Origin of the sequence: Spongiibacter sp. (assembly GCF_041602295.1) — a bacterium.
GTDB lineage: Bacteria > Pseudomonadota > Gammaproteobacteria > Pseudomonadales > Spongiibacteraceae > Spongiibacter.
Window position 1 is genome coordinate 1 of sequence record NZ_JBFIGO010000007.1, and the last position, 23,187, is coordinate 23,187.

Genomic DNA, 23,187 nt, shown 5'->3' on the forward strand with positions numbered 1-23,187 from the left:
CCATTGTACGAACTGTTTGTGCTATGCGAAATAGTTGGTTATTTAAAAGAAACCAAAATTTTAAAACATAAGTATTTAGGTTCTCATTTTTTGAACGGAACCATGAAGTTCCATTCTCAAACTCTATTAAATATAATTCTGAAGGATTATTGTGGAATCCATCTGCCATAAATTTTTCTTATTATTCCCCAATCACTGTGACCCATATGAGAAGCTAGCCAAAGCGGATTTACGTTTTCCTTGAGCATCTGTGACGCAAAAGTATGTCTAATTTGATAGCACTCTCGGTACTTTACGTCAGCGTTCTCTAATGCCGGTATCCAAACGCGTTTCCTAAAGGGTTGGTCTGATGCCCAGCGCTGGCCTGATTTTGGGTCGGTGAATACGAACTCGCATTTATCAACACGGTTGTGTTGATCGATAAGCGCTTCGATAGCTTGGGGGTGAAGTAGGATTTTCCGCCTGCCCGACGAGGTCTTGGGCTCTTTGAGTCGTCCATGTACTAGCGCTTCCTTGATGATGGCATAGCCTCCTTCAATGGAGACATTTTCCCCATCTTAACCCAAGCAGTTCCGAGCTGCGAAGCCCTGTCTAGAAGGCAAATTGCCTGGCGGTTTTGGCTGGGCCTTTCCCTACGGGCAGTCTCTTTCACGGTAAACGACGCTGCCCATTGCTCGGGTCGTGGCGGCATGGTTGCCGTCCGTAAAGCTGTCATGCCGTTTATTCCTTTCTTGCCACTCGCTCGTTGCCGCTTGCCGCATTGGGCGCACAAGGGGTGAGGCGGTGGGTGGCAAAAAAGTAGTTGCATCCCTATTTGCATAAAGATATAACAATAGAATGTTTACACTTTCGAGTGCTTGCTGGGGGCGTCCTGCCTTGCTGGTGCTCTGGGTAGGAGGATCAGACTTTGGCGATTAACCTGGATTCAATACATGCCGGTATTGCACTGGCAACGCTGTCACTATTGCTGCTCTATGTATTGCGCTATCGCAACCACCCGGCAGAGGTATTTTCGCCGATAGCCGCGTGGTTGCGTGCTTTCATTTATTTCGGTTGTTGCTTTTTGTTTGCCTGGCTTAGCGGGGCGACAGAAGCGGCACTGGCAACGCCCTTTATTCCCGCAGCGGCCAGCAGCAGTCGCTACTGGCTGCCGCTTACTGCGGCACTGTTGGTGTTTGTGCTGATCGCCTATTGGGGCATCTGGGCCAAGTGGACGCTGCGCTTTGGTCGTAAATTGGATATTCCCGCCCAATTGCTGTTTGGCCTGTGCTGGGGCGTGAGCTACCCGCTGTGTTTTCTCGGCTTTTGGCATATGTCCGCCAATATTGGCCCGCAGTGGCCAACCTGGGCGGTGTTTCTGCTTGCCTACAGTCTGATTTCAGTGTGGCAGTACCTCTGGCAAGACCTGTATTGGGACGTGTATATCGCCCCCGAGCACGACACGGCCTGGACCATTAAGTGGAAAGTGCCCTGCACCCATATTCCCAATGTCACGCTGTGCTTGATCTATTTCGTGGTCTACGACGCCTACTGGATCTTTATCGCCCTGCAGGCGCTGGCTCTGACCGGCTGCTCGATTGCCATGCGCATGCCGGCGCCTTGGAGCAAGGAGATAACCCCACCGGCGAAGCGCCATCCCTTTGTGTTTGGCCTGGTGCACGGCGGCGGCTATGTGGCCGAAGACCCCGAGAATGACCCCCACCTCAAGGCGATAGGCGCACCTTACTAGTCGATACCTATCAAGCTGGGCCGCTCGCTGCGGCCGCCAAACTATAAAGTGCTATTGGAGCGCGTAATGAGAGCATTGAGAAAAGCCTTGCCGGCGGTATCGCTGGCAGTGGCTCAGTTAGCTGCGGCCGAGGGGCAGGCGGTCAAGCAGGCCGCCACGGCGGGACACGGCATGGAAGAGGTCGTGGTCACCGCACGTAAGCGCCAGGAGTCGCTGCAAGATGTGCCGGTGTCGATCACGCCATTTTCTGCCCAGGACATGGCCCAGCGCGGTTTTACGGGTATGGAAGATATTGCCGCCGCCACGCCGGGCTTTACCTTCGATGGCAGCATCACCTCGGGGCACCACAGCAATGCGGTTATTCGCGGTCTGGCGCCGCAGTTCACCATTGCCAGGGTGCAGAATGTGTCGTTTTTTATGGACGGTGTGTACCTGCCGCGTCAGAGCATGCTCAATATCGGCCTGGTCGATATGCAGCGCATCGAGGTGGTTAAGGGGCCACAAAATGCCCTGTATGGCCGCAATGCCTTCGCGGGTGCGGTCAATTATATTCCGGCCTTACCCAGTGACGAGCTGTCGGGTTATGTGTCGCTGATGGTGGGCAGCGATGAGCGTGAAGATCTCCGTGTCGCCGTGGGGGGGCCGATAACCGAAGACGGGCGCTGGCTAGTGAGGGCCGGTTATGGCTTGAGTCGCTACGATGGCCACACCCGCAACGATCACCCGGTGGCCGACGCCAATCCGGCAGGCCCCAATACCCGGGGGCGCCTTGGTGGCTGGGATGACGAGGCGATCAATATTGGCCTTAGCTTTCAGGCCACCGACAGTCTCGCGATGCGACTGGGCTACTATCGCAGCGAAGTGCTGCGCGAGACGCAGCCGGGTTATATGATTTCCGGCCTGGGGGCCACCGGCTTTGGCTTGCGTACTGAGGAGGAGAACGACCTCAACTGTAACTACTCCACCCAGCCTGATATCAGTGGCAATCAAATGGTGTCGGGCAATACCCTGTACTGCGGCGAGTTGCCCAATGCCGCCTCGGACGTGTCCGATCGCCGGGTTGCGGGCATCGTTATCGATCCGCGTGGCATCGGTGCGCAGGGCGATACCGACTTTTACACCTTTGCGCTGGACTGGGATCTGTCGGATAGCCTCAGTGCCCACTACCTGTTTGGCTACGCCGATCACTTCTCCGAAACCACCGGGGGGCCGGGCGGTGAAGACCCGATAAAGGGCCAGCGTATTGCCACCAATATCCCCCTGTCACTGCTCGGTGGCGAGAACGGTATAACCCGTATCAACTCGTTTAGCGGCCGACCCAATATCGACGCCAAGACCTTCTCCAATGAGCTGCGCTTTGACTGGCTGGCCAGTGAAAGCACGTTGCTGAGCGGCGGGTTCTATCACGCGGTGGTACAAGACACCGAGTGGGTGCAGTTATTTTTGAACTCGCTGTGTAATGCCGACACCGCAGAAAATATCCACAACTGCAATACGCCCACCTCGGCGCCCTCGCCGATACTCACCGAGGCCACGGCGACGGCGCCCATCGTGTGGGACCAGGGCAGCCGCCAGCACGCCAAGGCCAAGGGCGAATGGTCGGAGTTTGAGGATGAGATTTACGCACTGTTTGCCTCGCTGAGCATCGATATCAATGAGCGGCTGGCTGCGACCCTGGAGGGCCGTTACAGTATCGAGAAAAAGAGTGTTAAGCGCCTGACAGACTCCTTTGCCATTGCCGATGGCCAGACCTTCACCTACAGCGTCGGCGAGGATCCCATCGTGCCGCTGCCGCCCGATTCGGTGAGCGGCAATGGCAGTGGGCGGCCCGACCAAACCACACTGGTCGACGGCATTATCGTGCCCGAGGACAGCAAGGTGTATCGCTATTTTACGCCGCGCTTGACCCTGGACTATCAAATCAATGACGACCAAAAACTGTTTGTGGCGCTGGCGCGGGGCTTGAAAACCGGTGGCTTTAACAACGCCGAGGCGGAGTCTCAGCTCACCTACAAGGTAGCGCAAAGTTACAACCTGGAAGTGGGGTCGAAAAACAGTTTTTTCCACAACAGCTTGATCGTTAATGGTGCGCTGTTTTATATCGACTGGCGCGACCTGCAGGGGCCGCAGCCACCCGTTAATGCCTCGCTGTCGAGCAGTGATTTGATTGCCAACGTGGGTGATGCCGTCAGCTATGGCATTGAGTTGGAGGTGATGTACAACATCAATCGGTTCTTCAATATCGACTTGGGTTACACCTACAACGACGCCAGTTATAAAAAGGGTGTGGTGTTCTCGCCGGCTACCAATCGCGTTGATTGCGCCGCCAGTGATGTGTGCCCGGACGATGGTGATGTCGGCGGCAATCAAATGCCGCGCAGCTCGCGTCAGCAGGCCAATATCGGTTTGAACCTGAATCTTCCGCTGTTCTCTGCCTGGCATATGAATGCGCGTGTGGATGCCAACTACCAGTCCAAGCAGTTTGTCACCCCGCTGAATGTCACCACGCTACCCGAGCGCACCGTGACCAATGCCTCGTTGAATCTGAGCAGCCCGGATGATCGTTGGACAGTGAATCTGTGGGGCAAAAACATACTCGACGAAGATGTTGCCTCATACGCGTTTTACATCACCATCTTTAATCAGTACCTGGTGAGCAAGCTGCCCGGCCCGTCTTACGGAGCCAGTGTGAAATATGCGCTGTGATGTCGCAGCGCATTAAAGGTCTCTACACGACAAGCAAACTTAATAACAATAGCGATTAACTCTAAGCATAGAGGAGAAGGCACTATGAACATCGAGGGAATTTGCAAAGCCCTGGAAGGTAAAATTCGCGGCAATGCTGTGGCGGTTAGCCTGTTCGAAAAAGACATCCCGCCGCAGTACCAGGGTTTTAAGGTAGACCCCTGCCAAATACTGCGTCACGCCATGGACGATGGCGCGTTGGCTTACTTTGACCGCGAGTACCAAGATTGTTTGCACGGCGCCTTTATCACCGGTGTTCACGAGGGCAATGAGCAAATCCGTTCGGGGCGCATACTCACCGACTATATTCCGGTTTACAACGAAGACTCTGCCTATGCCCTCAATTCCGGCAAGTCCGTGCTGCCCCAGGGCACGGTGCGCGCCATAGGCACCGCACCGCTGGACAAGGTGCCCGAGGGCGTAAACATCGACTGGATCGCGGTGGTCTGCACCCCGGCCTGGGCCTGCCAAATTGCCGCAGCGCGCGCTGTTGAAGACGGCGTGCAGCCTGCCTCGGCGGCCGGCGGCTCCTTCTGCACCGACCTGTTCGTTAGCCCCTGGTTTGAAGAAAATGTGGTGCTGACGCCGGGCGACATGGGTGGCCGAATGAACAACAAGCTCAAGCCCGAAGAGCTGTTCGTTATTATCCCCACTCGCTGGGCCGATAATCTGGTTAAGCTGTTTGGCGAAATGCCCGATGTTAAAGGCATATACGAGGCGACTCGGCCGGAAGACTCCGAATATTGGGAGCGTCAACGCGCTAAAGAAGCCAAGGCGGCCGCGCGCAGCGACGACGCCGCCAATAAGCTGGCCAAGGAAAAGGGGCTGAAAATCAGCATGAACTGGGAGTGCGAAGCCATAGAGCTAGTGGCGCGCTCGCCGCGCTTTGTGCGTGGTTTCGCTGTGGGTAATATCGAAGACTTTGCGGAGAGTAAGGGCTATACACTGATTACCCGTGCCGTTATCGAAGAGCAAATGGAAAGCTCCGGGGCAGGGAAGTACCTGAAGTTTTTAAATTAGTTTAAGGCAGGCGGGGCAATAAAAAAGGGAGAACTGCGATCAGTTCTCCCTTTTAAGTTGGTGGAGCCGGGGGGAATTGAACCCCCGTCCGCCAGTCCGCCGCTCAGGGCTCTACATGCTTAGTTTCCGTTTATTGATTTAGCCGCATACAGCCCAACGGTCAGGACGTAGTTGGCGATTCTGATTAAAGGTTTCGCGGATCGGTCTCAGACAAACGTCACCGCTAGCTTGTTCTATCTGACGGTTGCGTCCCGTTTACAAGCATCCGGTAGCAACCGCTAGCAGGGGTTTAGGCCGCTAGAGCGTAGTTGTCGTCGTTGGCAACTATATCAATTACAGCTTTGGATTAACGTGATTCGCTGTCCTCACGGCATGCACCACAGAGTTTTGTAACCGGCGTCGAATCCAAATCGGCCCCGTATTCTGCAACGAGTTATCGTAACACTTCGACCGCAGCGGCACTAGCTAAGTTCAGTGCTTGTCGCGGCGGATATCGAGCTTGAGGCGGATATTCAGGGTTTTGTTCAGCAGCTCGGCTTCGTCGGCGAGGTCGGCGGCGGTGAGCGGGTTGCTGCGCAGCCAGTTCTGCGGAACTGACAGTTTGATGCAGTCGTCGCTGGGGCTGCTGAGGCTAATGGCGTCGGTCAGTGCGAATGCCTGACGGCGGCGGTAGAAGATGCAGGCCAGGCGCAGCAGGCAGGCCATCATCCAGTCGGGATTGACGCCGTATTCGGCGATGCCCAGGGTTTTGGGTTTGCGCCGGTGGTTGAGCACCAGCATGCTCAGGCGCGCCTGTTCCTGGCGCGAGAAGCCGGAGAGGTCGGCGTTGCCGAGGATATAGGCGCCGTGTTTGTGGTAGCCGCCGTGGGCGACGGCCAGCCCCAGCTCGTGCAATTGGGCGGCCCAGACCAGCAGTTTTTCGGCCTCTTGGTAGTCGCTGTTCATGCGCGGCTCCAGCGCCGGCAGCCAGCGTTTGCACAATTCGGCTATGCGGCTGCCCTGTTCGGCGTCGATATGGTATTGCTCGATCAGTTGGCGAATGGTGTCGTCGCGCTGGTCTTGGTGGTGCAGTCGGCCCGCGAGGTCGTAGACAATGCCCTCGCGCACGGCGTAGTTGGAAATATGCAGTTCGCTCAGCTCCATTTCTTTAAACAGGGCGTAGAGTACCGCGAAGCCGCCGGGAAAGACTTCGCGGCGCTCGTCGCTGAGGCCGGGTAGCGACAGCGCGCTGACGTGTTTGGCCTTGAGCAGTTGCCGTTTCAGCCCCTGCATGCCGTCGGCGGTGATCTGGCCGGCATCGCAGAGCTGTAGTTCACCGAGAATTTTGCTGATGGCGCGGATGGTGCCCGAGGCGCCCACCACTTCCTGCCACTGCCCGCGAAACGGTTCTACATAGGCGGAGATCTGTTGGCGGGCGGCATTGACAGCACGCTTGAAGGCTTTTTCGCTGATCTCGCCATTGGCGAAATAGCGCATGCTGTAGCTGACGCAGCCCATGGCGAGGCTTTCGAGCAATTTGGGACTGCGTTTGCCGGCCACCAGTTCGGTGGAGCCGCCGCCGATGTCGATCACCAGGCGCTTTTGCTGTTCGATGGCGAGGTCGTTGGCGACCCCGAGGTAAACCAGGCGGGCCTCTTCGGTGCCGGAAATAATATTGATGGGCACGCCGAGCAGGGCCTCGGCCTGGCGGATAAAGCCGCCGGCGTTGGTGGCGTCGCGCAGGGTGTTGGTGCCAACGATGCGAATTTGCTGGCGCGGCACGCCGCGCAGGCGGTTGGCGATTTTGGCCAGACTGTCGAGCGCGCGCTGCTGGGCGGCGTCGCTGAGTTCGCCGTCGTCGCTGAGGCCGGCGGCCAGGCGTACCATGTCTTTGTGGCGGTCGATAATACGGAGTTTGTCGTCTTGAAAGCTGGCAATCAGCAGGTGAAAACTGTTTGAGCCAATGTCGAGGGCGGCGTAGGAGTCGCTGTTCTGTGCCATGCAAAAAATCCCTTGTGAGCAATGAGTGTAAGGCCTGTGCAGGGCAAATGCGACCGTCGTACACTGTCATCAGGGTGACATATCGGCGGGCTAGGCTGCTGTGCGCGCAGGCGCTCCCTAAACGGAAAAGGTAGGTGGTATGAGCGATACGAACGGCGAACGGGCTTGGGTGGCCAAGGAGCTGAGCTGGCTGTCCTTCAACGACCGGGTGTTACAGGAGGCGGCTGACCCGACGGTGCCGATTATTCAGCGCATCCGCTACCTGGGGATTTTCTCTAATAATCTCGACGAGTTTTTTCGGGTGCGGGTGGCCGATGTGCGGCGCCTGGCGGCGTTTTCTACCCCGTCTAAGCAGGAGGAGTACAAGGCGCTGCTGGAGGAAATTCGGCAAAAGGTGCTGCGGCTGCAGCAGCGTTTCGAGTCGATTTACAACGCCAATTTAAAGGAGCTGCGCCGCCGCAAGATTTATGTCATTAACGAGAAGCAGCTCGATGAGGCCCAGACCGCCTATGTGCGCGAGTATTTTAATGCGCAGATTCAGCAGGAGCTGGTGCCGATTGTGCTGGATGACGCCACGCCGATGCCGGAACTCAATGATGCGTCGATCTATTTGGCTATTAAACTGAGCTGCCAAGGGCAGACTCGCTTTGCCCTGCTGGAGGTGCCCACCGTCCGTATTTCGCGTTTTGTGCGCATTCCCGGTCGCCGGGGCAAGCAGGGCAAGGTGCTGATTGCGCTGGAAAATATTATCCGTGTTTGTCTGCCCCAGGTATTTCGCGGGGTGTTTCCGCTGGAGTCGGCCGAGGCCTATACCCTGAAGCTGACCCGCGATGCCGAGCTGGAACTGGGCGAAGAGGTGACCCAGACCTTTGTGGAGAAAATGACGCTGAGTTTGAAGCGCCGCCGCAAGGGCGACCCGGTGCGCTTTGTCTACGATGCGCAAATGCCCAATGATCTGCTGGAGTACCTAGTGCGCCGGCTGGGGATTGGCCGCCTGGACTCGATGATTCCCGGCGGGCGCTATCACAATTCCAAGGATTTTATGGGCTTCCCCAATCTCGGGCCGGCTTATTTGGACAGCAAGCCGCTGCCCAAAATACGGGTGCCGGAGATCGACGCCGCCGACAATATTCTGAGCTGTATGCGCGAGCAGGATATCCTGCTGTTTTACCCCTACCACAGCTTTGACTACCTGACCGACTTGTTAAAGACCGCGGCGATTGACCCGGCGGTAAAGTCGATTCGCATCAGCCTGTATCGGGTGGCGTCGAATTCCCATGTGGTGGATGCGCTGTTGAATGCGGTGGCCAACCACAAGGAGGTGACGGTGGTGGTGGAGCTGCAGGCGCGTTTTGACGAGGAGGCCAATATTGCCCTGTCGCAGCGTCTGACCGACGGCGGGGCGAATGTCATTCTGGGGGTGCCGGGGCTGAAGGTGCACAGCAAGCTGATTTCCATTGCCCGTCAGGAAGGCAGTGTGCAGAAGTACTACAGCCACGTGGGTACCGGCAACTTCAATGAAAAAACCGCCGAGGTGTATACCGATTTCAGCCTGCTGACCTACGATCAGGAGATCGGTGATGAGGTGGCGAAGGTGTTTGATTTTATTGCCTACACCTACAAGCGCCACGAGTTTAAGCACCTGGCGGTGTCGCCACTGAACAGCCGCGACCGGGTGTTGGAGCATGTGGACGCCGAGATCGCCGCCGCCCGCCGCGGCGAGGACTGCGGGATCACCTTGAAGTGCAATAATTTGGTGGATCGCGAGCTGGTTGACCGCCTGTATACGGCCAGTCAGGCCGGGGTGCCGGTGCGACTGATTGTGCGCGGCATGTGCTCGCTGGTGCCGGGGGTGGCGGGGCTGAGCGACAATATTGAGGCGATCAGCATCGTCGACGGTTTTCTGGAGCACCCGCGGGTGTATATCTTCCACAATGCTGGCCAGCCAAAGTATTTTATTTCCTCCGCCGATTTAATGACCCGCAATATCGATTTTCGCGTTGAGGTGAGCTGCCCCATTTACAGCCCGGCGCTGCAGCAGCGCATTCAGAATATTATTGATATTCAGTGGGCTGACAATGTGAAGGCGCGGGTGATTGATGCCGCGCAGAGCAATGACTTCCGGCCGCGGAAAAAAAGCGCACAGAAATTGCGTTCACAGCTGCAGATTCACAGCTACCTGGAAACGGGAAAGCTGCCGCGCCTGGCAAAGCTGGATTACCGGCCGCGCAGCAAGCCTAAGAAGGCCAAGAAAAAATCGGCCGATTAGCGCTGAATGACGAGCAGTTCGCCGCTCATCGATTTCGGTGTTGTTACCTGCCACTCAAGTAGCTCGGCGCCAAAGGCCTTCTCGCATTTGCGCGCCAGCTTGTGAAAGGGCGGCCGGCCGGGGTCGGCGATGATCACCGTTTTTACCCCGGCTGCCAGTGCGGTTTCAATGGCCTCGAACAGCGGTTGCACCAGTTTTGGCCAAAAGCAGATGTCGCCGCCGAGCAAGACTTTGTGTCCCTTCATGTCGGCGGCGGTCAATTCTTCGTAGCGGGCTACGCGCTGTTTAATGCTGACGTCATTGAGCAGGGCGTGGGCGTCGAGGTAGGGGAAGACGTGCTCGTCGGCATCCACGGCGGTGACTTTTGCCTTGAAGTGCTGGGCGCAGAAAATGCCGAGGATACCCCAGCCGCAGCCGATCTCCATGATCTTGCTGCCACTGCGCGGCGGGTGTTGCAGCAGGTAATCCATGATCAGGAAAGACGAGCCCCACACCTGGTAGCCGTGTATTTCCGGCTCGGCCAGGGCGCGCTGCATGCGGCGAACCAGTTTGTGGCTTTTTTTCAGAATCAGGACATCGTGAACGATGCGGATGTTCTTGAGAACCTCGGGTTCGCTCATGCGGCGACGATTTCCTTGTGCCTGGAGTTAGCGCAGTTGCTTGGGGCGGATCAGTTCAACCAGTTTGGCGCTGTCGGTGCGCAGCTGGTCCCAGTATTCCACATTGACCTCCAGCTCGACAAAGGTGCAGGTGCCGAGGTGGTCGAGCTTGCCGTGGTAGAGGTAGTTGATCAGTTCGCGCAGCGCCGGGTTGTGGCCGATGATGAGGGCCTGGTCATGCTGGTTGCCCAGTTCCTTTAGCCAGCTCAGCAGGTTTTGCAGTTCGAAGGTGTACAGCGCTTCAACGGGGTGGATTTCCGCCTGGTCGAGCACGTCGGACTCGGCGCGAAAGCGCGCCAGGGTCTCGAGGCAGCGAGTGGCGGTGCTGCAGAACACGTGCTGGAAATGGCGCTGGCTGCGCTCCAGCTCCTGGGCGACCAGGGCGCAGTCGCGCTTGCCGCGGCGGGTGAGGGGGCGATCGGCGTCGTTGAGCTGATCGTCGTCCCAGCTGGATTTGGCGTGCCGCAGCAGATAGAGAGTTTTCATTGGCTCAGGCGTGCTTCGCTCATGAATTGTGTTGGCGCAATACGCGCTGCTTTTGGCGATCCCAGTCGCGGTTTTTTTCCGTCTCGCGCTTGTCGTGGTCTTTTTTACCTTTGGCGAGCGCGATTTCTGCTTTGATCAGGTGCTTTTTCCAGTACAGGGCGGTACACACGCAAGTGTAGCCCTTTTGCTGGGTCGCCTCCTCCAGTGTGCGCAGTTCCTTGGCGTGAAGCAAGAGCTTGCGCGTGCGGCTGGGGTCGGTGACGACGTGGCTGGAGGCGCTCAGTAGCGGTGTAATATTGCCGCCCAGCAAGAAGGCTTCGCCGTCCTTGAGCAGCACATAGGTGTCGGTGATTTGCACCTTGCCCTGGCGCAGGCTTTTTACCTCCCAGCCACGCAGGGCTAGCCCGGCCTCAAATTTTTCTGTGAGGTGGTAGTCGTGCTTCGCCTTCTTGTTGAGGGCGATGGTGCCGCTGTTCGTTGCTGGTTTCTTTTTACTCATGCCGGCGATTATAGAGTGACTGGCTGGCAAAACCTATGGCGCTCAGGTAAAAAGAGCGCTGCTTTGAACACTTTCCTGCGGCGGTATATGGCCCTCATTAAAAACAAAGTCCAGGGTATCTGGTCGAGTCGCTGGACTTTTTTGGCGGCGGCGACCGGACTGGTTGTCAGTCTTGGCAACTTTTGGATCGCCCCCCAGCAGGTCGCCGCCCAAGGTGGTGCGGTGTATTTGCTGGCGTATATCGCCTTTTTGTTACTGGTGATGCTGCCGGTGGCGGTCGCCGAGGTGCGCATCGCGGTGCGCGCCCGCGCCAACCCCATCCACGCGGTAGATCAACTGGCGCATGCTTCCGGGGTATTCCGTCACTGGTCGTTAGTGACTCAGTTGGCGGCGTTGTCCGCCTTGTTACTGGCCGCCAACCTCAGTGTTGCTGCGAGCTGGCTGCTGAGTTATATCGGCAAAATGTCCTCGGGATTAATGGATGCTGCCAGCTTGGACACTGTGGCGGCGGAGTTTCAGCAGCTGCTGGCCTCGCCAGAGCTGATGCGGGACTCGCACCGGCTGTTTTTACTGCTGGCGGTGCTGCTGTCGTCGGTCAGCGTTAATCGCGGCATGGCGATGGTGCTGCGTATTCTGCTGCCGGTGATGTTGCTGGTGATGCTGAGCTTGTTGTACTTCAGTTACGAGCTGGGTGATTACGCGGCGGCGTGGCGCGCGCTGTTTGAGTTCCGGCCGGCAGACTTTTCCTGGTGGGGGCTATTGTCGGCCTTGCAGCAGGCGTTTTTTGCCCTGGCATTGGGCACGGCAGCGCTGATGGCCTATGGCGCGTATTTTCCTTCGGGGCGTTCGATCACCCGCCAGCTAACGGCCTTGGTTTTTATTGATACGGCGGTGATGCTGCTCGGCGGCTTGATGATTATTGCGCTGGTCAGCGACCAGCATATTGTCGCCGGTCAGGGGCCGGCGCTGTTGTTTGTCAGTCTGCCGTACAGCTTTGGCAATTTGGTGTTTGGCGATATTGCCGGCACTGGCTTTTATGTGTTGTTGAGTATCCTGGCGCTGACGACGGTGGTGGCGCTGCTGGAGCCGGTGGTCGCCTATCTGGTCGAACGCTGGGCGCTGCCGCGCTGGTTGGCGGCCGGAGCCGCGGGGCTGTCGGTGATGTTGGTGGGGGATGCGGCGCTGATGTCACTGCAGCCGGGAACATCGCTGATGCTGTGGTCGCGCGGGGTTATGGAGTGGCTGGATATTCTGGTGGCTAATATTTTATTGCCGCTGTGTGCCCTGTGTTTTGTGCTGTTTGCGGCCTGGCGGGTGCCCGCCGCGGTGTATGGCAGTCGCGATCACTGGCTGAAGCGGGGCTTTTTTTGGCTTTGGTTGGTGTTGTTGCGGTATATTGCGCCGTTAGCGCTACTGTGTCTGCTGTCTGCGGGCTTGTACCAGCGCCTTCAGATGTAACTGAACACCGGAAACCCTCCGCATGAACGATATTCGCCGCAGTGCCTTGCTGCCATACTCATCAGAAGCAATCTTCCAGCTGATTAATGATGTGGCGGCCTACCCCGAGTATATGGACGGCTGTGTCGGCGCCGAAGTTTTGGCTGTCGATGACAATAGTATGGAGGCGCGTTTGGATCTGTCGCGGGCGGGGATTCGAATGAGTTTTACTACTCGCAATACGCTGACGCCGCCGCGGGCTATTGCGTTGGATCTGGTCGACGGCCCCTTTGAGAAGCTGCGCGGTGAATGGCAGTTACTGGCCCTGGGTGACAAGGCCTGCAAGGTGAGTCTGCAATTGCGCTTTGCCTTGAGCGGCGCGCTGGTGGGGGCGGCGACCCGGCAGTTGTTTAACTCGGTGGCTAATAATTTGGTCGATGCCCTAGTCAAACGTGCGAATGAGCTATATGGAAAATAATCAGACGATACATGTTGAAGTGGCCTATGCGCTGCCTGACAAGCAGCGCATTATGGCATTGGAGCTGCCCAGCGGCACGACCGTGCGCGAGGCGGTGATGCAGTCGGGGCTGGATAAGCAGTTTCCCGGCTTGGATCTGTTGGCCGCTGATGTCGGTGTGTTCGGCAAGGTGGTTAGCAAGCCGGATGTCGAGGTGCTGAAGGACGGCGATCGGGTGGAAATCTATCGACCGCTGATTGCCGACCCCAAAGAGGTGCGCAAGCAGCGCGCCGCGAAAGCTAAGGCGCGCCGGGAGGCTTGAGCGGGGCTTATTGCGCTTGCTGCGGGTCTTTCGCGGGCTCTGGCGTTGCTTCTGGGGCCGGTGACTGTGTGCCGATTTTGCCTTCGGCAGAGGGGCTGACGTCGGTGACGATGCGCACCAGTGTGTCGCCTTCGAAGAAGGCGCTGAGCTGGTTGCGCTCGGCGGGCTTGCCATCTTGATTCAGGGTATAAACGTAATCCCAGCGATCTGGATTAAAGCTGTCGCGAATGAGCGGTGAGCCCATGACATATTCTACCTGGCTGCGGCTCATGCCGATTTCCAGTTGATCAACCATTTCCTGGGTGACGATATTGCCCTGGTCTATCGGCAGTCGGTAGACGCCGGGAAACTCCAGAGAGCTACAGGCGCTGAGCAGCAGAAGCAGGCTGGCAGTGGCAATACGCAAAAACATAGTCAGGGTTCCAATCGCTCGCAGAGGCGGGGATAATAGCGCAAACCTCAACACAACGCTAAGGTCAGTGCTTTATGTCAAGCGAAAATCAAGAGCTCCGCAAGGCGGGACTTAAAGTCACCCTGCCCCGGGTGAAAATTCTTCAGTTGCTTGAACAGGCCGAAGCTGAAAACCAGCACTTCAGTGCTGAGGATGTGTACCGGTCGCTGATGGAGTCTGGTGAAGATGTGGGGCTGGCCACCGTGTACCGGGTGCTGACTCAGTTCGAAGCCGCAGGTTTGGTGGTGAGACATAACTTTGAGGCGGGGCACTCCGTTTTTGAGTTGGCGAAAGGCGAGCACCACGATCATATTGTGTGTATGGAAACCGGTGAGGTCATTGAGTTCTACGACGAAGTGATCGAACAGCGCCAACACAAGCTGGTTGAAGAGCGCGGTTTCGAGCTGGTTGACCACAGTCTAGTGCTCTACGTGCGACCGAAGGCCAAGTAAGCTCGTCTTGCTGAATGGTGTTTGTTCCGGCAGGCGCGATGCCTGCCGGCTCTCTGGCTAATGGCGAATACCCAGCATTTCTCTGGCGTGAGCCAGGGTGTTTTCGGTGATGGCAACGCCGCCGAGCATGCGCGCAATTTCCTCTATTTTTTGGTCGTCGGTCAGTGGCTGTAACTCAGTGCGCAAGCCGTTTTTATTGCCGGTCTTCTTCACGCGGATATGGTGATTGCCCTGACTGGCTACCTGAGCCTGATGGGTGACGCACAGCACCTGACTGCGTTTGCCCAGGTCGTTAAGCAGCTGGCCGACGATCTCCGCGGTGGCGCCGCCAATGCCGACATCCACTTCGTCAAAGACCACGGTGGGTACGGCGGCAACTTGGGCGGTGACCACTTGGATGGCCAGGCTGATGCGCGACAGTTCACCACCTGAGGCGATTTTGTGTAGTGGTCCCATGGCGGCGTTGGGATTGCTGCGGATAAGGATCTCCACGTCCTCATCGCCGTGGGCGTGTGGCTGGTCGTCGGCCAGTGGGCTGATGGCGAACTCGATGCGGCAGTGTTTCATGGCCAGTTCAGCGAGCTTGGCCTCTATGCGTTTTTGCATTTTCCCGGCGGCGCTGCGGCGCAGTTTGCTGAGTTTCTGGGCTTTGCTGCGATAGTCGTCTAGCACTTGTTTGCGCTCGCTGCGCAGGCTGTCCAGCTTTTCGTCAGTGGCGTCCAGTTGCTCGAGTTGTGCCTGTAGTGATTCCTGCAGGGCGGGCAGTTCTTCTGGTTGTATTTTGTGTTTGCGGGCGGTTTGGTAGATGGCGTCTAGGCGCTCTTCTACTTCTTTTAGGCGCTGTGGGTCGAGTTCGGTTTCGTCGGTGACTCGTTGCAGCTCGCTGGCGGCTTCCTCTATTTGAATGCGGGCGCTCTCGATTAGCGACATGGCCGATTCCTGTGCGGGATGGCCGTGTTGGCAGCTGCTCAGCGATGACAGCGCCTGGTGGAGAATGCCCATGGCATTGACTTCGCCTTCGCGGCACAGTGCCAGACTGTGGTGATTGGCGGCGAGGATCTGCTCGGCATTGGCGAGTTGTTTTTGGAGGATTTCCAGCTCTTCTATTTCGCCGGGCTGGATGTCCAGGCGGTCGAGCTCTTCAAGCTGGTAGCGCAGCAGTTGTTCCTGGGCGTTCTGTTCGTCCAGGCGGCTTTCCAGCTCGGTCAGTTTTTTGCTGAGTCGCTGGTAGTGATTGCAGTCTTCTGCCAGTGATGCGCTGAGTTCGCTGGCACCGGCAAAGGCGTCGAGCAATTCGCGCTGATGTGATTTTTTTAGCAGTGACTGGTGGGCGTGTTGGCTGTGGATGTCGATCAGCAGGCCGCCGAGTTCGCGGGCGTCCTGTACGGTCGCCGGCTGGCCGTTAATATAGGCGCGCGAGCGACCCTCCTTGGTAATGACTCGGCGCATCATGCACTCGTCGCCGGCCAGCAGCTCGCGTTCGCGCAGCCACTGGCGGGCGCGGGGGATGTCGCGGATATCAAATTCCGCATGGATATCGGCGCGCTCCGTTCCGGCGCGCACCACGCTGTTGTCGGCGCGGTCGCCCAGGGTCAGTCCCAGGGCGTCGAGCATGATGGATTTGCCGGCGCCGGTTTCGCCGGTGAGCACGGTCATGCCGGCTTGTAGCTCGATTTCCAGGGCTTCGGTGATGGCAAAGTTGCTGATGCTTAGATGAACCAGCATGGCGGTGGCTCCCGAGGTATAAAGGTCTGGTTATTTATACAGTAGTTGGTAGTGGGGACTCAAGCCTGTCGGTTGGTCGACGGTTAAAAAATTGCCCGCGGCCTTGAAAACGCCAGCGGCGCCCCCATAGACGGGGAAGCTCGCCCCGCAGCGGGGTGTATAGGTATTGCAGCGGCAGTGCCGCGTTGCTTAATAGGAGGCTGCGAGAGTGGCAGAGGAACAAGATAAGGCGCAGGTGGCAGAGGAATCGTCGTCTGAACAGTTGGATCAAGCTCCGCAGAGTGAGCCGGCCGCTGAGGTTGAAGTGGAGAGTGGGGATCTGCAGGGGCAGCTGGAGGCGGCCCGCCAGGAGGCGGCTGACGCTAAAGAGCAGGCCCTGCGCGCGGTTGCCGAGGCGCAAAATGTGCGCCGCCGGGCGGAGAAGGATGCCGAGAATGCCCGTAAATTTGCTTTGGAAAAGTTTGCCGGCGATGTGTTGAGCGTGGCAGATAATCTCGACCGCGCACTGGCGGCGGCCGATGCCGAGGACGAGGCGCTGAAGCCGATTTTGGAAGGTGTCGAGTTGACGCGCAAGTCGTTACTCGACGCACTGGCGCGGCACAACGTCGAGCGTATCGACCCGATGGGTCAGCCCTTTGACCCTGAGTTTCACGAGGCGATGGCGATGGTGCCCAACCCGAGTGTTGAGCCCAATACGGTGATCGATGTGATGCAGAAGGGTTACACCCTTAACGGCCGCCTATTGCGCGCCGCAATGGTGGTGGTGGCTAAGGCGGACTAAGTCCGCCAACTAATTACGCTGGGAGATGTGTCCAAGGGCCTTGAAGTTTGCCGATATGGGCCAATATCTACAGCAAGAGTACAGAATTGGGGGCAGTGCGCCCCGCGCAGTAAATAGCGAATGCGGAGAGCAGTTATGGCTAAAATTATTGGTATCGACCTCGGAACCACCAACTCCTGTGTGGCGGTTATGGATGGTGACAAGGTAAAGGTTATTGAAAATGCCGAAGGCGGCCGTACCACGCCGTCTATTGTCGCCTATACCGACGACAAAGAAATTCTGGTGGGTCAAAGCGCCAAGCGCCAGGCGGTCACCAACCCCAACAACACCCTGTATGCGGTGAAGCGCTTGATTGGCCGCCGTTTTGAGGATGATGTTGTTCAGAAAGATATCAAAATGGTGCCCTACGGTATCTGCAAAGCGGATAATGGCGATGCCTGGGTTGAAGTGAAGGGCGAGAAGATGGCGCCGCCGCAAATTTCTGCGGAAGTGCTTAAGAAAATGAAAAAGACCGCCGAGGACTACCTGGGCGAGAAAGTGACCGAGGCGGTTATCACCGTGCCGGCTTACTTCAATGATTCACAGCGTCAGGCCACTAAAGATGCCGGCCGTATTGCCGGTTTGGAAGTGAAGCGGATCATCAATGAGCCGACTGCGGCGGCACTGGCCTATGGTATGGACAAGGCCAAGGGCGATCGCACAGTAGCGGTTTACGACCTGGGTGGTGGTACTTTCGATATTTCCATCATTGAGATCGCCGAAGTGGATGGCGAGCACCAGTTTGAAGTGTTGTCGACCAATGGTGACACCTTCCTGGGTGGTGAAGATTTTGATATGCGCCTGATCGACTATCTGGCGGAAGAGTTTAAGAAAGAAAACGGCATCGATCTGAAGGGCGATTCACTGGCAGTGCAGCGCCTGAAAGAAGCCGCTGAGAAGGCGAAAATTGAGCTGTCATCCAGCCAGCAAACTGAAGTAAACCTGCCGTATATCACTGCTGATGCCACCGGCCCCAAGCACTTGGTGGTGAAGCTGAGCCGCGCCAAGTTGGAGTCGCTGGTGGAAGACCTGGTGAAGCGTTCGCTGGAGCCGATGAAGATCGCTCTGCAGGACGCCAACCTGTCGGCCTCCGAGGTTGATGAGGTGATTCTGGTCGGTGGTCAGACCCGCATGCCGTTGGTGCAGGCCAAAGTGACCGAGTTTTTTGGCAAAGAGCCGCGCCGTGACGTGAACCCCGATGAGGCGGTAGCCATGGGTGCCGCGCTGCAGGGTGCGGTGCTGTCTGGCGACGTGAAAGACGTATTGCTGCTCGATGTGACCCCGCTGAGCCTGGGTATTGAGACCATGGGTGGCGTGGCCACGCCGCTGATCGAGAAGAACACCACCATCCCGACCAAGAAGTCGCAGGTGTTCTCGACGGCTGAAGACAATCAGACGGCGGTGACCATTCACGTCGTGCAGGGTGAGCGCAAGCAGGCTTCGGCCAACAAGTCGCTGGGCCGCTTTGACCTGGCCGATATCCCGCCGGCGCCGCGCGGTTTGCCGCAGATCGAGGTGACCTTCGATATCGACGCCAACGGTATTTTGCACGTGTCGGCCAAAGACAAGGCCACAGGTAAAGAGCAGTCGATCCGCATCACCGCTTCCAGCGGCTTGAATGAGGACGAGATCGAGCAAATGGTGCGCGACGCAGAAGCCAATGCCGAGGCTGATAAGAAGTTCGAGGCTCTGGTGACAGCGCGCAACAACGCCGAGGGTTTGGCGAACGCCACCCGCAAGACACTCGAGGAAGCGGGCGATAAAGCCAGCGACGACGAGAAGTCGGCGATTGAGGCGGCGCTGGTCAAGGTCGACGAGGCACTGAAAGGCGACGACGTGGAGGCCATTGAAGCGGCGAGCAAGGAGCTGGGTGAGGCATCGGCGAGTTTGGCGCAGAAGATGTACGCCGAGCAGGCCGCCGAAGCTGAGGCGGCTACCGGTGAGCAGGCCGAGAGCTCTGCGGCTGGCGACGATGTGGTCGACGCTGAGTTTGAGGAAGTCAAAGACGACGACAAGAAGTAAGTATTGTGCGGGGCTTTGGCCCCGCCTTGCGGATTGCCGAACGGGAGACGGGGGACGCTAAAGCCTGATGGTTTTGCAGGGCGTTTTGCCCACTCCCGTTTCGCGTGTGTTGAGAGTTTAAATTTATATACCGATTGTGGGGCTGTGTCAGCGGCTCCCGCTGCCGGTCAAGCGTGAAGCGAGCCAATGTCAAAACGCGATTACTACGAAATTTTGGGCGTGGCCCGGGACGCCGACGAGAAGGAAATTAAGAAAGCCTATCGTCGTATTGCCATGAAAAATCACCCGGACCGCAATCCGGATGACCCCAGGGCGGAAGATATTTTTAAGGAGGCCACTGAGGCCTACGAAGTGCTGTCGGATGCGGAAAAGCGCTCTACCTATGATCGCTTTGGTCACGAGGCGGTGGGCGGCGGTGCCGGCGGCTTCGGCGGCGGTGGCGGTGCGGGCTTTAGTGATATTTTCGGCGACGTGTTCGGCGATATTTTTGGTGGCGGTGGCGGCGGTCGTCAGCGCGGCCCGCAGCGCGGCGCGGATCTGCGCTACACCCTGGAGATTGATCTCGAGCAGGCGGTGCGCGGCACCACGGCGAAGATCCGTATTCCCAGTCTGGTGGGCTGCAAGAGCTGCGACGGCAGTGGTGCCAAGAAGGGGTCTTCGCCGCTGACTTGCGGTACCTGTAATGGGGTGGGGCAGGTGCGTATGCAGCAAGGATTTTTTGCTGTGCAGCAGACTTGTCCAAATTGTCGCGGCAGTGGCACGATTATTTCTGATCCTTGCCGTGACTGTCGCGGCCAGGGCCGGGTTGAGGAAACTAAAACGCTGTCGGTGAAAGTGCCGCCAGGGGTGGATACCGGCGATCGGATTCGCCTGGGTGGTGAAGGCGAGGCCAGTCCAGATGGTGGCCCGGCCGGTGACTTGTACGTGCAGATGTCGGTGCGCCCTCACCCCATCTTCAAGCGCGACGGCAAGCACTTGCACTGCGAAGTGCCCATTGGCTTTGCCGATGCGGCGCTGGGTGGCGAACTGGATGTGCCGACGCTGGATGGCCGTGTAAAGTTGAAAATTCCTGCGGAGACGCAGACTGGCAAGTCTTTCCGACTGCGCGGCAAGGGCATTGCGCCGGTGCGCGGCGGCAGTACGGGCGACCTGATTTGTCGAGTGGTAGTTGAAACGCCGGTCTCTTTGAACAAGCGCCAGAGGGAGTTGCTGGAAGAGTTTCAGGCGAGCCTCGACGGCGATGACAAGCAGTCGCCGCGCAAGAAGAGCTGGTTTGACGGCGTGAAGGATTTCTTCGACGAGATGAAGTTGTAAGGGCGGGGCTTCGGCCCCTCTCGACTTACCCCTTTTTTTTCTCCATCCTGAGACCCTGTACTTCGGGTTGGACGACGATTTATGGAAAAAACCCTCAATCATTTTGTTGCTCAGCGGCTGTGGTCGCCAGCGGTGGCGGACTACAGTCCGCTGCGCCAGCGCGCGATTCACGCCTTGCGCTATGTCTATGTGGTGTTGGATGACCTTGCCAAGGGTGAGCTGACGCTGCGGGCGATGAGTTTGGTGTATACCACCTTGCTGTCGCTGGTGCCGATGTTGGCGGTCAGCTTTTCGGTGCTAAAGGCCTTCGGCATGCACAATAAGCAGCTGGAGCCCATCATGCTGCAGTTTCTGGCGCCGATGGGAGAGAAGGGTGTTGAGATTACCGAGAAGATCATCGGCTTTATCGACAATGTCAAAATCGGTGTGCTCGGTACCTTTGGTATTGCGCTGCTGTTTTATACGGCGTTGTCGCTGATCCAGAAAATTGAGGCGACCTTTAACTATATCTGGCGACTTGAGCAGCACCGCAGTATTGGTCGACGTTTTGCGGATTACGGCAGTGTGATGCTGATTGGGCCGCTGCTGGTGTTCTCGGCTATCGGTTTGTCGGCCAGCGTACTCAGTGGTGGTGCGGTCGAGGAGGCAAGTGAGTACTTGCCTTTCGTTGCTCAGCTGGTGGCGGTGCTTACGGCGGTTGCGCCCTATGTGATGATCATCGCGGCCTTTACCTTCTTCTATATGTTTATTCCCAATACTCGGGTGACCTTCCGTGCCGGAGCGATGGCGGGCTTGGTATCCGGGGTGTTGTTTCAGAGTCTGGGCTGGGGCTTTGGCAGTGTGGTGGTGTCGGCCAGCGACAGTGGTACCTACGCGATTTATTCGGGTTTTGCCATTTTGATCCTGTTTATGATGTGGATGTACATCAGTTGGTTGATTCTGTTGGTCGGCAGCAGCGTTGCTTTCTATGTTCAGCATCCGGAATATGTGGTGCCCTCGCGACGCAGTGGCGACATGAGTATCCGCCAGCAGGAAGATTTGGCGCTGGAAATTATGGCGGTTTTGGCGCAGCGCTATTACGAGGGGCGCCGGCCGATGACGGCCTCCGATTATGTGTTGCGACTGCGGGTGCAGATCCAGGGGGTGGCGAGGGTGTTGCGCGCCCTGGATCGCGCCGGCCTGGTGACGGAGAACCACGAGGACCCGCCGCGCTATTTGCCCAGTGCGCCGCTGGAGGCGGTGAGCTTGCGAGATGTGCTTGATGCCGTGCGCAACGAGGGTGGGGACGCGGTGTTTGGTGGTGCTGGGCGCCGCCGTGAGGTAAACGGCGTGGCCGAGATTCGTCGCAAGATCGACGGAGCCGTTGATGCGGCATTGGCGGATGTCAGTGTGAAAGAGATGGCGCTGGGGACTGAAGATGTGTCGCCGGTGTTGATAACTAATAGTAAGTAATTGGACGTGTTATGACTGTAAAGATTGCTGTGACCGGTGCCGCAGGGCGTATGGGTAAGACCTTGATAGAGGCGATTTCGCTGGCGGAGGGTTGTGAGTTGGCGGCGGCGATCGAGCGCCCGGAAAGTAGCCTGATTGGTGCCGATGCAGGTGAGCTGGCGGGCCTGGGGAAGTGTGGTGTGGCGGTGGTGGGCGATATTGCCCAGGTCGCGGCCGACTTTGATGTGCTGATCGACTTTACTGCGCCGCAGGCAACCCTGGCGAACGCAGCGGTCTGCGCGGCGGCAGGCAAGGGGATGGTGATTGGTACCACCGGTTTTGATGCCGAGCAGAAACTTGAGTTGGAACGCTTGGTCGCGCCGATCGCGGTCTGCCAGGCATCGAATTTCAGTACTGGCGTTAACCTCTGCTTTACCCTGCTGGACATGGCGGCGCGGGTATTGGGCGACGATGTGGATATTGAGGTCTACGAGGCCCACCACCGCCACAAGGTGGATGCGCCGTCGGGTACGGCGCTGAGCATGGGTCAGGTGGTGGCCGATGCGCTGGGTCGCGACCTGGACAAGGTGGCGGTATACGGTCGCGAGGGTCAGACCGGTGCCCGCGAGCGCGACACCATTGGTTTTGCCACGGTGCGCGCCGGCGATATTGTCGGCGATCACACGGTGATGTTCTGTGCCGATGGCGAGCGCGTGGAGATTACGCACAAGGCCAGCTCGCGTATGTCTTTTGGTCGCGGTGCGGTGCGCGCGGCGATTTGGTTGAGTGCTCAGGCTGCTGGTCGTTACGACATGCAGGATGTGTTGGGGCTGAAGGCGGGTTAGGGCGTGGCAAAGCTGGAATTTAGTCTGCCTGAGGCCTTTGTCTTTCGCACGGAGATTGCCCTGCTGCGCAGCCACATTAACGCGGGCAACCATTTGGGTAACGATGCGCTGATCGGCCTGCTCAACGAGGCTCGCGGTCGTTTCCTGTCTGGGCGGGGGGTGCGTGAGGGCGGTCGCGACGACGGTCTGGCGATGGTCAATGCCGATATGGCGGTGCGCTATCTGAGTGAGGCGCACTACGGTGAAACCCTGTGTTTTGAGGTGGCGGCCAATGACTTTCATCGCTGTGGTTTTGACATTGCCTACCGTGTGACGGAGTCGCTGAGCGGCCGGCTGGTGGCGCTGGCAAAAACCGCCCATTTGATGATGTCCCTGCAGAGTGGTCGTGCGGTCGATGCGCCGGCGGAATTGCTGGCGGCGCTCAAGGCGTAATAGTTACATTAACGGCCCGCCGCTAGCTGCAGTCTGCGGTGGATTCTGGCGCCGCTTTCGCGTAAAATCGCGCTTCAGATTTGGGCGCCGGG

20 protein-coding genes and 1 other RNA gene are annotated in these 23,187 nt (G+C 57.9%); 14 read left to right on the forward strand and 7 right to left on the reverse strand.

Annotated features, from left to right (window positions below):
* The first annotated feature begins 907 nt into the window (after positions 1 to 907).
* The 3 genes from ABYM29_RS02440 (at position 908) to ABYM29_RS02450 (ending at position 5,494) form a co-directional block, all read left to right on the forward strand.
* Positions 908 to 1,729: a hypothetical protein gene (locus tag ABYM29_RS02440; protein ID WP_372861671.1), complete on the forward strand. Its 822-nt coding sequence runs from the start codon at positions 908 to 910 to the stop codon at positions 1,727 to 1,729.
* 66 nt (positions 1,730 to 1,795) lie between these two features.
* On the forward strand, positions 1,796 to 4,435 hold the full coding sequence (locus ABYM29_RS02445; protein WP_372861674.1) for a TonB-dependent receptor: 2,640 nt from the start codon (positions 1,796 to 1,798) through the stop codon (positions 4,433 to 4,435).
* An 84-nt stretch (positions 4,436 to 4,519) separates the two neighbouring features.
* Positions 4,520 to 5,494, forward strand: a complete 975-nt coding sequence (locus tag ABYM29_RS02450) for a DUF169 domain-containing protein (protein WP_372861676.1) — start codon at positions 4,520 to 4,522, stop codon at positions 5,492 to 5,494.
* A 58-nt stretch (positions 5,495 to 5,552) separates the two neighbouring features.
* On the opposite strand, the gene ssrA is transcribed toward ABYM29_RS02450, so the two are convergent.
* Positions 5,553 to 5,912: a transfer-messenger RNA gene (gene ssrA / locus ABYM29_RS02455) on the reverse strand.
* Positions 5,913 to 5,965: 53 nt separating this feature from the next.
* Positions 5,966 to 7,474 (reverse strand): exopolyphosphatase, encoded by a 1,509-nt coding sequence (ppx, locus tag ABYM29_RS02460; RefSeq protein WP_372861679.1) that lies wholly within the window; start codon positions 7,472 to 7,474, stop codon positions 5,966 to 5,968.
* Positions 7,475 to 7,613: 139 nt separating this feature from the next.
* Between ppx and ppk1 the strand changes: the two genes are divergently transcribed.
* Positions 7,614 to 9,743 carry a polyphosphate kinase 1 gene (gene ppk1 / locus ABYM29_RS02465; protein WP_372861682.1) on the forward strand — a complete coding sequence of 710 codons (2,130 nt, stop codon included), beginning with the start codon at positions 7,614 to 7,616 and terminating at the stop codon, positions 9,741 to 9,743.
* Here ppk1 and ABYM29_RS02470 read toward each other — a convergent pair.
* The 3 genes from ABYM29_RS02470 to smpB are packed head-to-tail and all read right to left on the reverse strand — an operon-like array spanning position 9,740 to position 11,387.
* A complete protein-coding gene (locus tag ABYM29_RS02470; protein ID WP_372861684.1) occupies positions 9,740 to 10,363 on the reverse strand; it encodes a methyltransferase in 624 nt (207 codons plus the stop codon). The genes ppk1 and ABYM29_RS02470 overlap by 4 nt on opposite strands.
* Before the next feature lie 27 nt (positions 10,364 to 10,390).
* Positions 10,391 to 10,888: a histidine phosphatase family protein gene (locus ABYM29_RS02475; RefSeq protein WP_372861687.1), complete on the reverse strand. Its 498-nt coding sequence runs from the start codon at positions 10,886 to 10,888 to the stop codon at positions 10,391 to 10,393.
* Positions 10,889 to 10,907: 19 nt separating this feature from the next.
* Positions 10,908 to 11,387, reverse strand: coding sequence for an SsrA-binding protein SmpB (gene smpB, locus ABYM29_RS02480; protein WP_372861689.1), 480 nt, complete (start codon positions 11,385 to 11,387; stop codon positions 10,908 to 10,910).
* 87 nt (positions 11,388 to 11,474) lie between these two features.
* Between smpB and ABYM29_RS02485 the strand changes: the two genes are divergently transcribed.
* From ABYM29_RS02485 to ABYM29_RS02495, 3 genes are read left to right on the forward strand one after another with little or no spacing between them, the layout of a single operon-like run.
* Entirely contained in the window at positions 11,475 to 12,845 is a 1,371-nt protein-coding gene (locus tag ABYM29_RS02485) for a sodium-dependent transporter (RefSeq protein WP_372861692.1), read from the forward strand.
* A 22-nt stretch (positions 12,846 to 12,867) separates the two neighbouring features.
* Complete coding sequence (locus ABYM29_RS02490) at positions 12,868 to 13,302, forward strand: type II toxin-antitoxin system RatA family toxin (RefSeq protein WP_372861694.1); 435 nt, start codon at positions 12,868 to 12,870, stop codon at positions 13,300 to 13,302.
* Entirely contained in the window at positions 13,292 to 13,603 is a 312-nt protein-coding gene (locus ABYM29_RS02495; protein ID WP_372861696.1) for an RnfH family protein, read from the forward strand. The genes ABYM29_RS02490 and ABYM29_RS02495 overlap by 11 nt, the downstream gene beginning before the upstream one ends.
* 7 nt (positions 13,604 to 13,610) lie before the next feature.
* Here ABYM29_RS02495 and ABYM29_RS02500 read toward each other — a convergent pair whose 3' ends face one another.
* Positions 13,611 to 14,015, reverse strand: a complete 405-nt coding sequence (locus tag ABYM29_RS02500) for an outer membrane protein assembly factor BamE (RefSeq protein WP_372861698.1) — start codon at positions 14,013 to 14,015, stop codon at positions 13,611 to 13,613.
* A 74-nt stretch (positions 14,016 to 14,089) separates the two neighbouring features.
* On the opposite strand from ABYM29_RS02500, the gene fur reads away from it, so the two are divergent.
* Positions 14,090 to 14,506, forward strand: coding sequence for a ferric iron uptake transcriptional regulator (fur, locus tag ABYM29_RS02505; RefSeq protein ID WP_372861701.1), 417 nt, complete (start codon positions 14,090 to 14,092; stop codon positions 14,504 to 14,506).
* A 57-nt stretch (positions 14,507 to 14,563) separates the two neighbouring features.
* Here the strand turns inward: fur and recN are convergent, their stop codons facing one another.
* Entirely contained in the window at positions 14,564 to 16,231 is a 1,668-nt protein-coding gene (gene recN / locus ABYM29_RS02510; RefSeq protein WP_372861703.1) for a DNA repair protein RecN, read from the reverse strand.
* Between the two features lie 208 nt (positions 16,232 to 16,439).
* Here recN and grpE point away from each other — a divergent pair, with 208 nt between their 5' ends.
* From grpE to ABYM29_RS02540, 6 genes are all read left to right on the forward strand, one after another.
* Positions 16,440 to 17,012: a nucleotide exchange factor GrpE gene (grpE, locus tag ABYM29_RS02515; protein WP_372861705.1), complete on the forward strand. Its 573-nt coding sequence runs from the start codon at positions 16,440 to 16,442 to the stop codon at positions 17,010 to 17,012.
* Positions 17,013 to 17,147: 135 nt separating this feature from the next.
* Positions 17,148 to 19,073 carry a molecular chaperone DnaK gene (dnaK, locus tag ABYM29_RS02520; RefSeq protein WP_372861708.1) on the forward strand — a complete coding sequence of 642 codons (1,926 nt, stop codon included), beginning with the start codon at positions 17,148 to 17,150 and terminating at the stop codon, positions 19,071 to 19,073.
* Positions 19,074 to 19,259: 186 nt separating this feature from the next.
* Complete coding sequence (gene dnaJ, locus ABYM29_RS02525) at positions 19,260 to 20,387, forward strand: molecular chaperone DnaJ (protein WP_372861710.1); 1,128 nt, start codon at positions 19,260 to 19,262, stop codon at positions 20,385 to 20,387.
* Positions 20,388 to 20,468: 81 nt separating this feature from the next.
* Positions 20,469 to 21,839 (forward strand): YihY/virulence factor BrkB family protein, encoded by a 1,371-nt coding sequence (locus tag ABYM29_RS02530; protein WP_372861712.1) that lies wholly within the window; start codon positions 20,469 to 20,471, stop codon positions 21,837 to 21,839.
* A gap of 11 nt (positions 21,840 to 21,850) precedes the next feature.
* On the forward strand, positions 21,851 to 22,663 hold the full coding sequence (gene dapB / locus ABYM29_RS02535) for a 4-hydroxy-tetrahydrodipicolinate reductase (RefSeq protein WP_372861715.1): 813 nt from the start codon (positions 21,851 to 21,853) through the stop codon (positions 22,661 to 22,663).
* A gap of 3 nt (positions 22,664 to 22,666) precedes the next feature.
* The gene (locus ABYM29_RS02540) at positions 22,667 to 23,095 is read left to right on the forward strand and encodes an acyl-CoA thioesterase (protein WP_372861717.1); all 429 of its coding nucleotides are present in this window, start codon (positions 22,667 to 22,669) and stop codon (positions 23,093 to 23,095) included.
* Positions 23,096 to 23,187 lie beyond the last annotated feature (92 nt).

What these genes read in the sequence shown, in the direction of transcription:
- ABYM29_RS02445 (WP_372861674.1), top strand. Translation starts at nt 1,796, where the DNA reads ATGAGAGCATTGAGAAAAGCCTTGCCGGCGGTATCGCTGGCAGTGGCT.
- ABYM29_RS02450 (WP_372861676.1), top strand. Translation starts at nt 4,520, where the DNA reads ATGAACATCGAGGGAATTTGCAAAGCCCTGGAAGGTAAAATTCGCGGC.
- ppx (WP_372861679.1), bottom strand. Translation starts at nt 7,474, where the DNA reads ATGGCACAGAACAGCGACTCCTACGCCGCCCTCGACATTGGCTCAAAC.
- ppk1 (WP_372861682.1), top strand. Translation starts at nt 7,614, where the DNA reads ATGAGCGATACGAACGGCGAACGGGCTTGGGTGGCCAAGGAGCTGAGC.
- ABYM29_RS02470 (WP_372861684.1), bottom strand. Translation starts at nt 10,363, where the DNA reads ATGAGCGAACCCGAGGTTCTCAAGAACATCCGCATCGTTCACGATGTC.
- ABYM29_RS02475 (WP_372861687.1), bottom strand. Translation starts at nt 10,888, where the DNA reads ATGAAAACTCTCTATCTGCTGCGGCACGCCAAATCCAGCTGGGACGAC.
- smpB (WP_372861689.1), bottom strand. Translation starts at nt 11,387, where the DNA reads ATGAGTAAAAAGAAACCAGCAACGAACAGCGGCACCATCGCCCTCAAC.
- ABYM29_RS02485 (WP_372861692.1), top strand. Translation starts at nt 11,475, where the DNA reads ATGGCCCTCATTAAAAACAAAGTCCAGGGTATCTGGTCGAGTCGCTGG.
- ABYM29_RS02490 (WP_372861694.1), top strand. Translation starts at nt 12,868, where the DNA reads ATGAACGATATTCGCCGCAGTGCCTTGCTGCCATACTCATCAGAAGCA.
- ABYM29_RS02495 (WP_372861696.1), top strand. Translation starts at nt 13,292, where the DNA reads ATGGAAAATAATCAGACGATACATGTTGAAGTGGCCTATGCGCTGCCT.
- ABYM29_RS02500 (WP_372861698.1), bottom strand. Translation starts at nt 14,015, where the DNA reads ATGTTTTTGCGTATTGCCACTGCCAGCCTGCTTCTGCTGCTCAGCGCC.
- fur (WP_372861701.1), top strand. Translation starts at nt 14,090, where the DNA reads ATGTCAAGCGAAAATCAAGAGCTCCGCAAGGCGGGACTTAAAGTCACC.
- recN (WP_372861703.1), bottom strand. Translation starts at nt 16,231, where the DNA reads ATGCTGGTTCATCTAAGCATCAGCAACTTTGCCATCACCGAAGCCCTG.
- dnaK (WP_372861708.1), top strand. Translation starts at nt 17,148, where the DNA reads ATGGCTAAAATTATTGGTATCGACCTCGGAACCACCAACTCCTGTGTG.
- dnaJ (WP_372861710.1), top strand. Translation starts at nt 19,260, where the DNA reads ATGTCAAAACGCGATTACTACGAAATTTTGGGCGTGGCCCGGGACGCC.
- ABYM29_RS02530 (WP_372861712.1), top strand. Translation starts at nt 20,469, where the DNA reads ATGGAAAAAACCCTCAATCATTTTGTTGCTCAGCGGCTGTGGTCGCCA.
- dapB (WP_372861715.1), top strand. Translation starts at nt 21,851, where the DNA reads ATGACTGTAAAGATTGCTGTGACCGGTGCCGCAGGGCGTATGGGTAAG.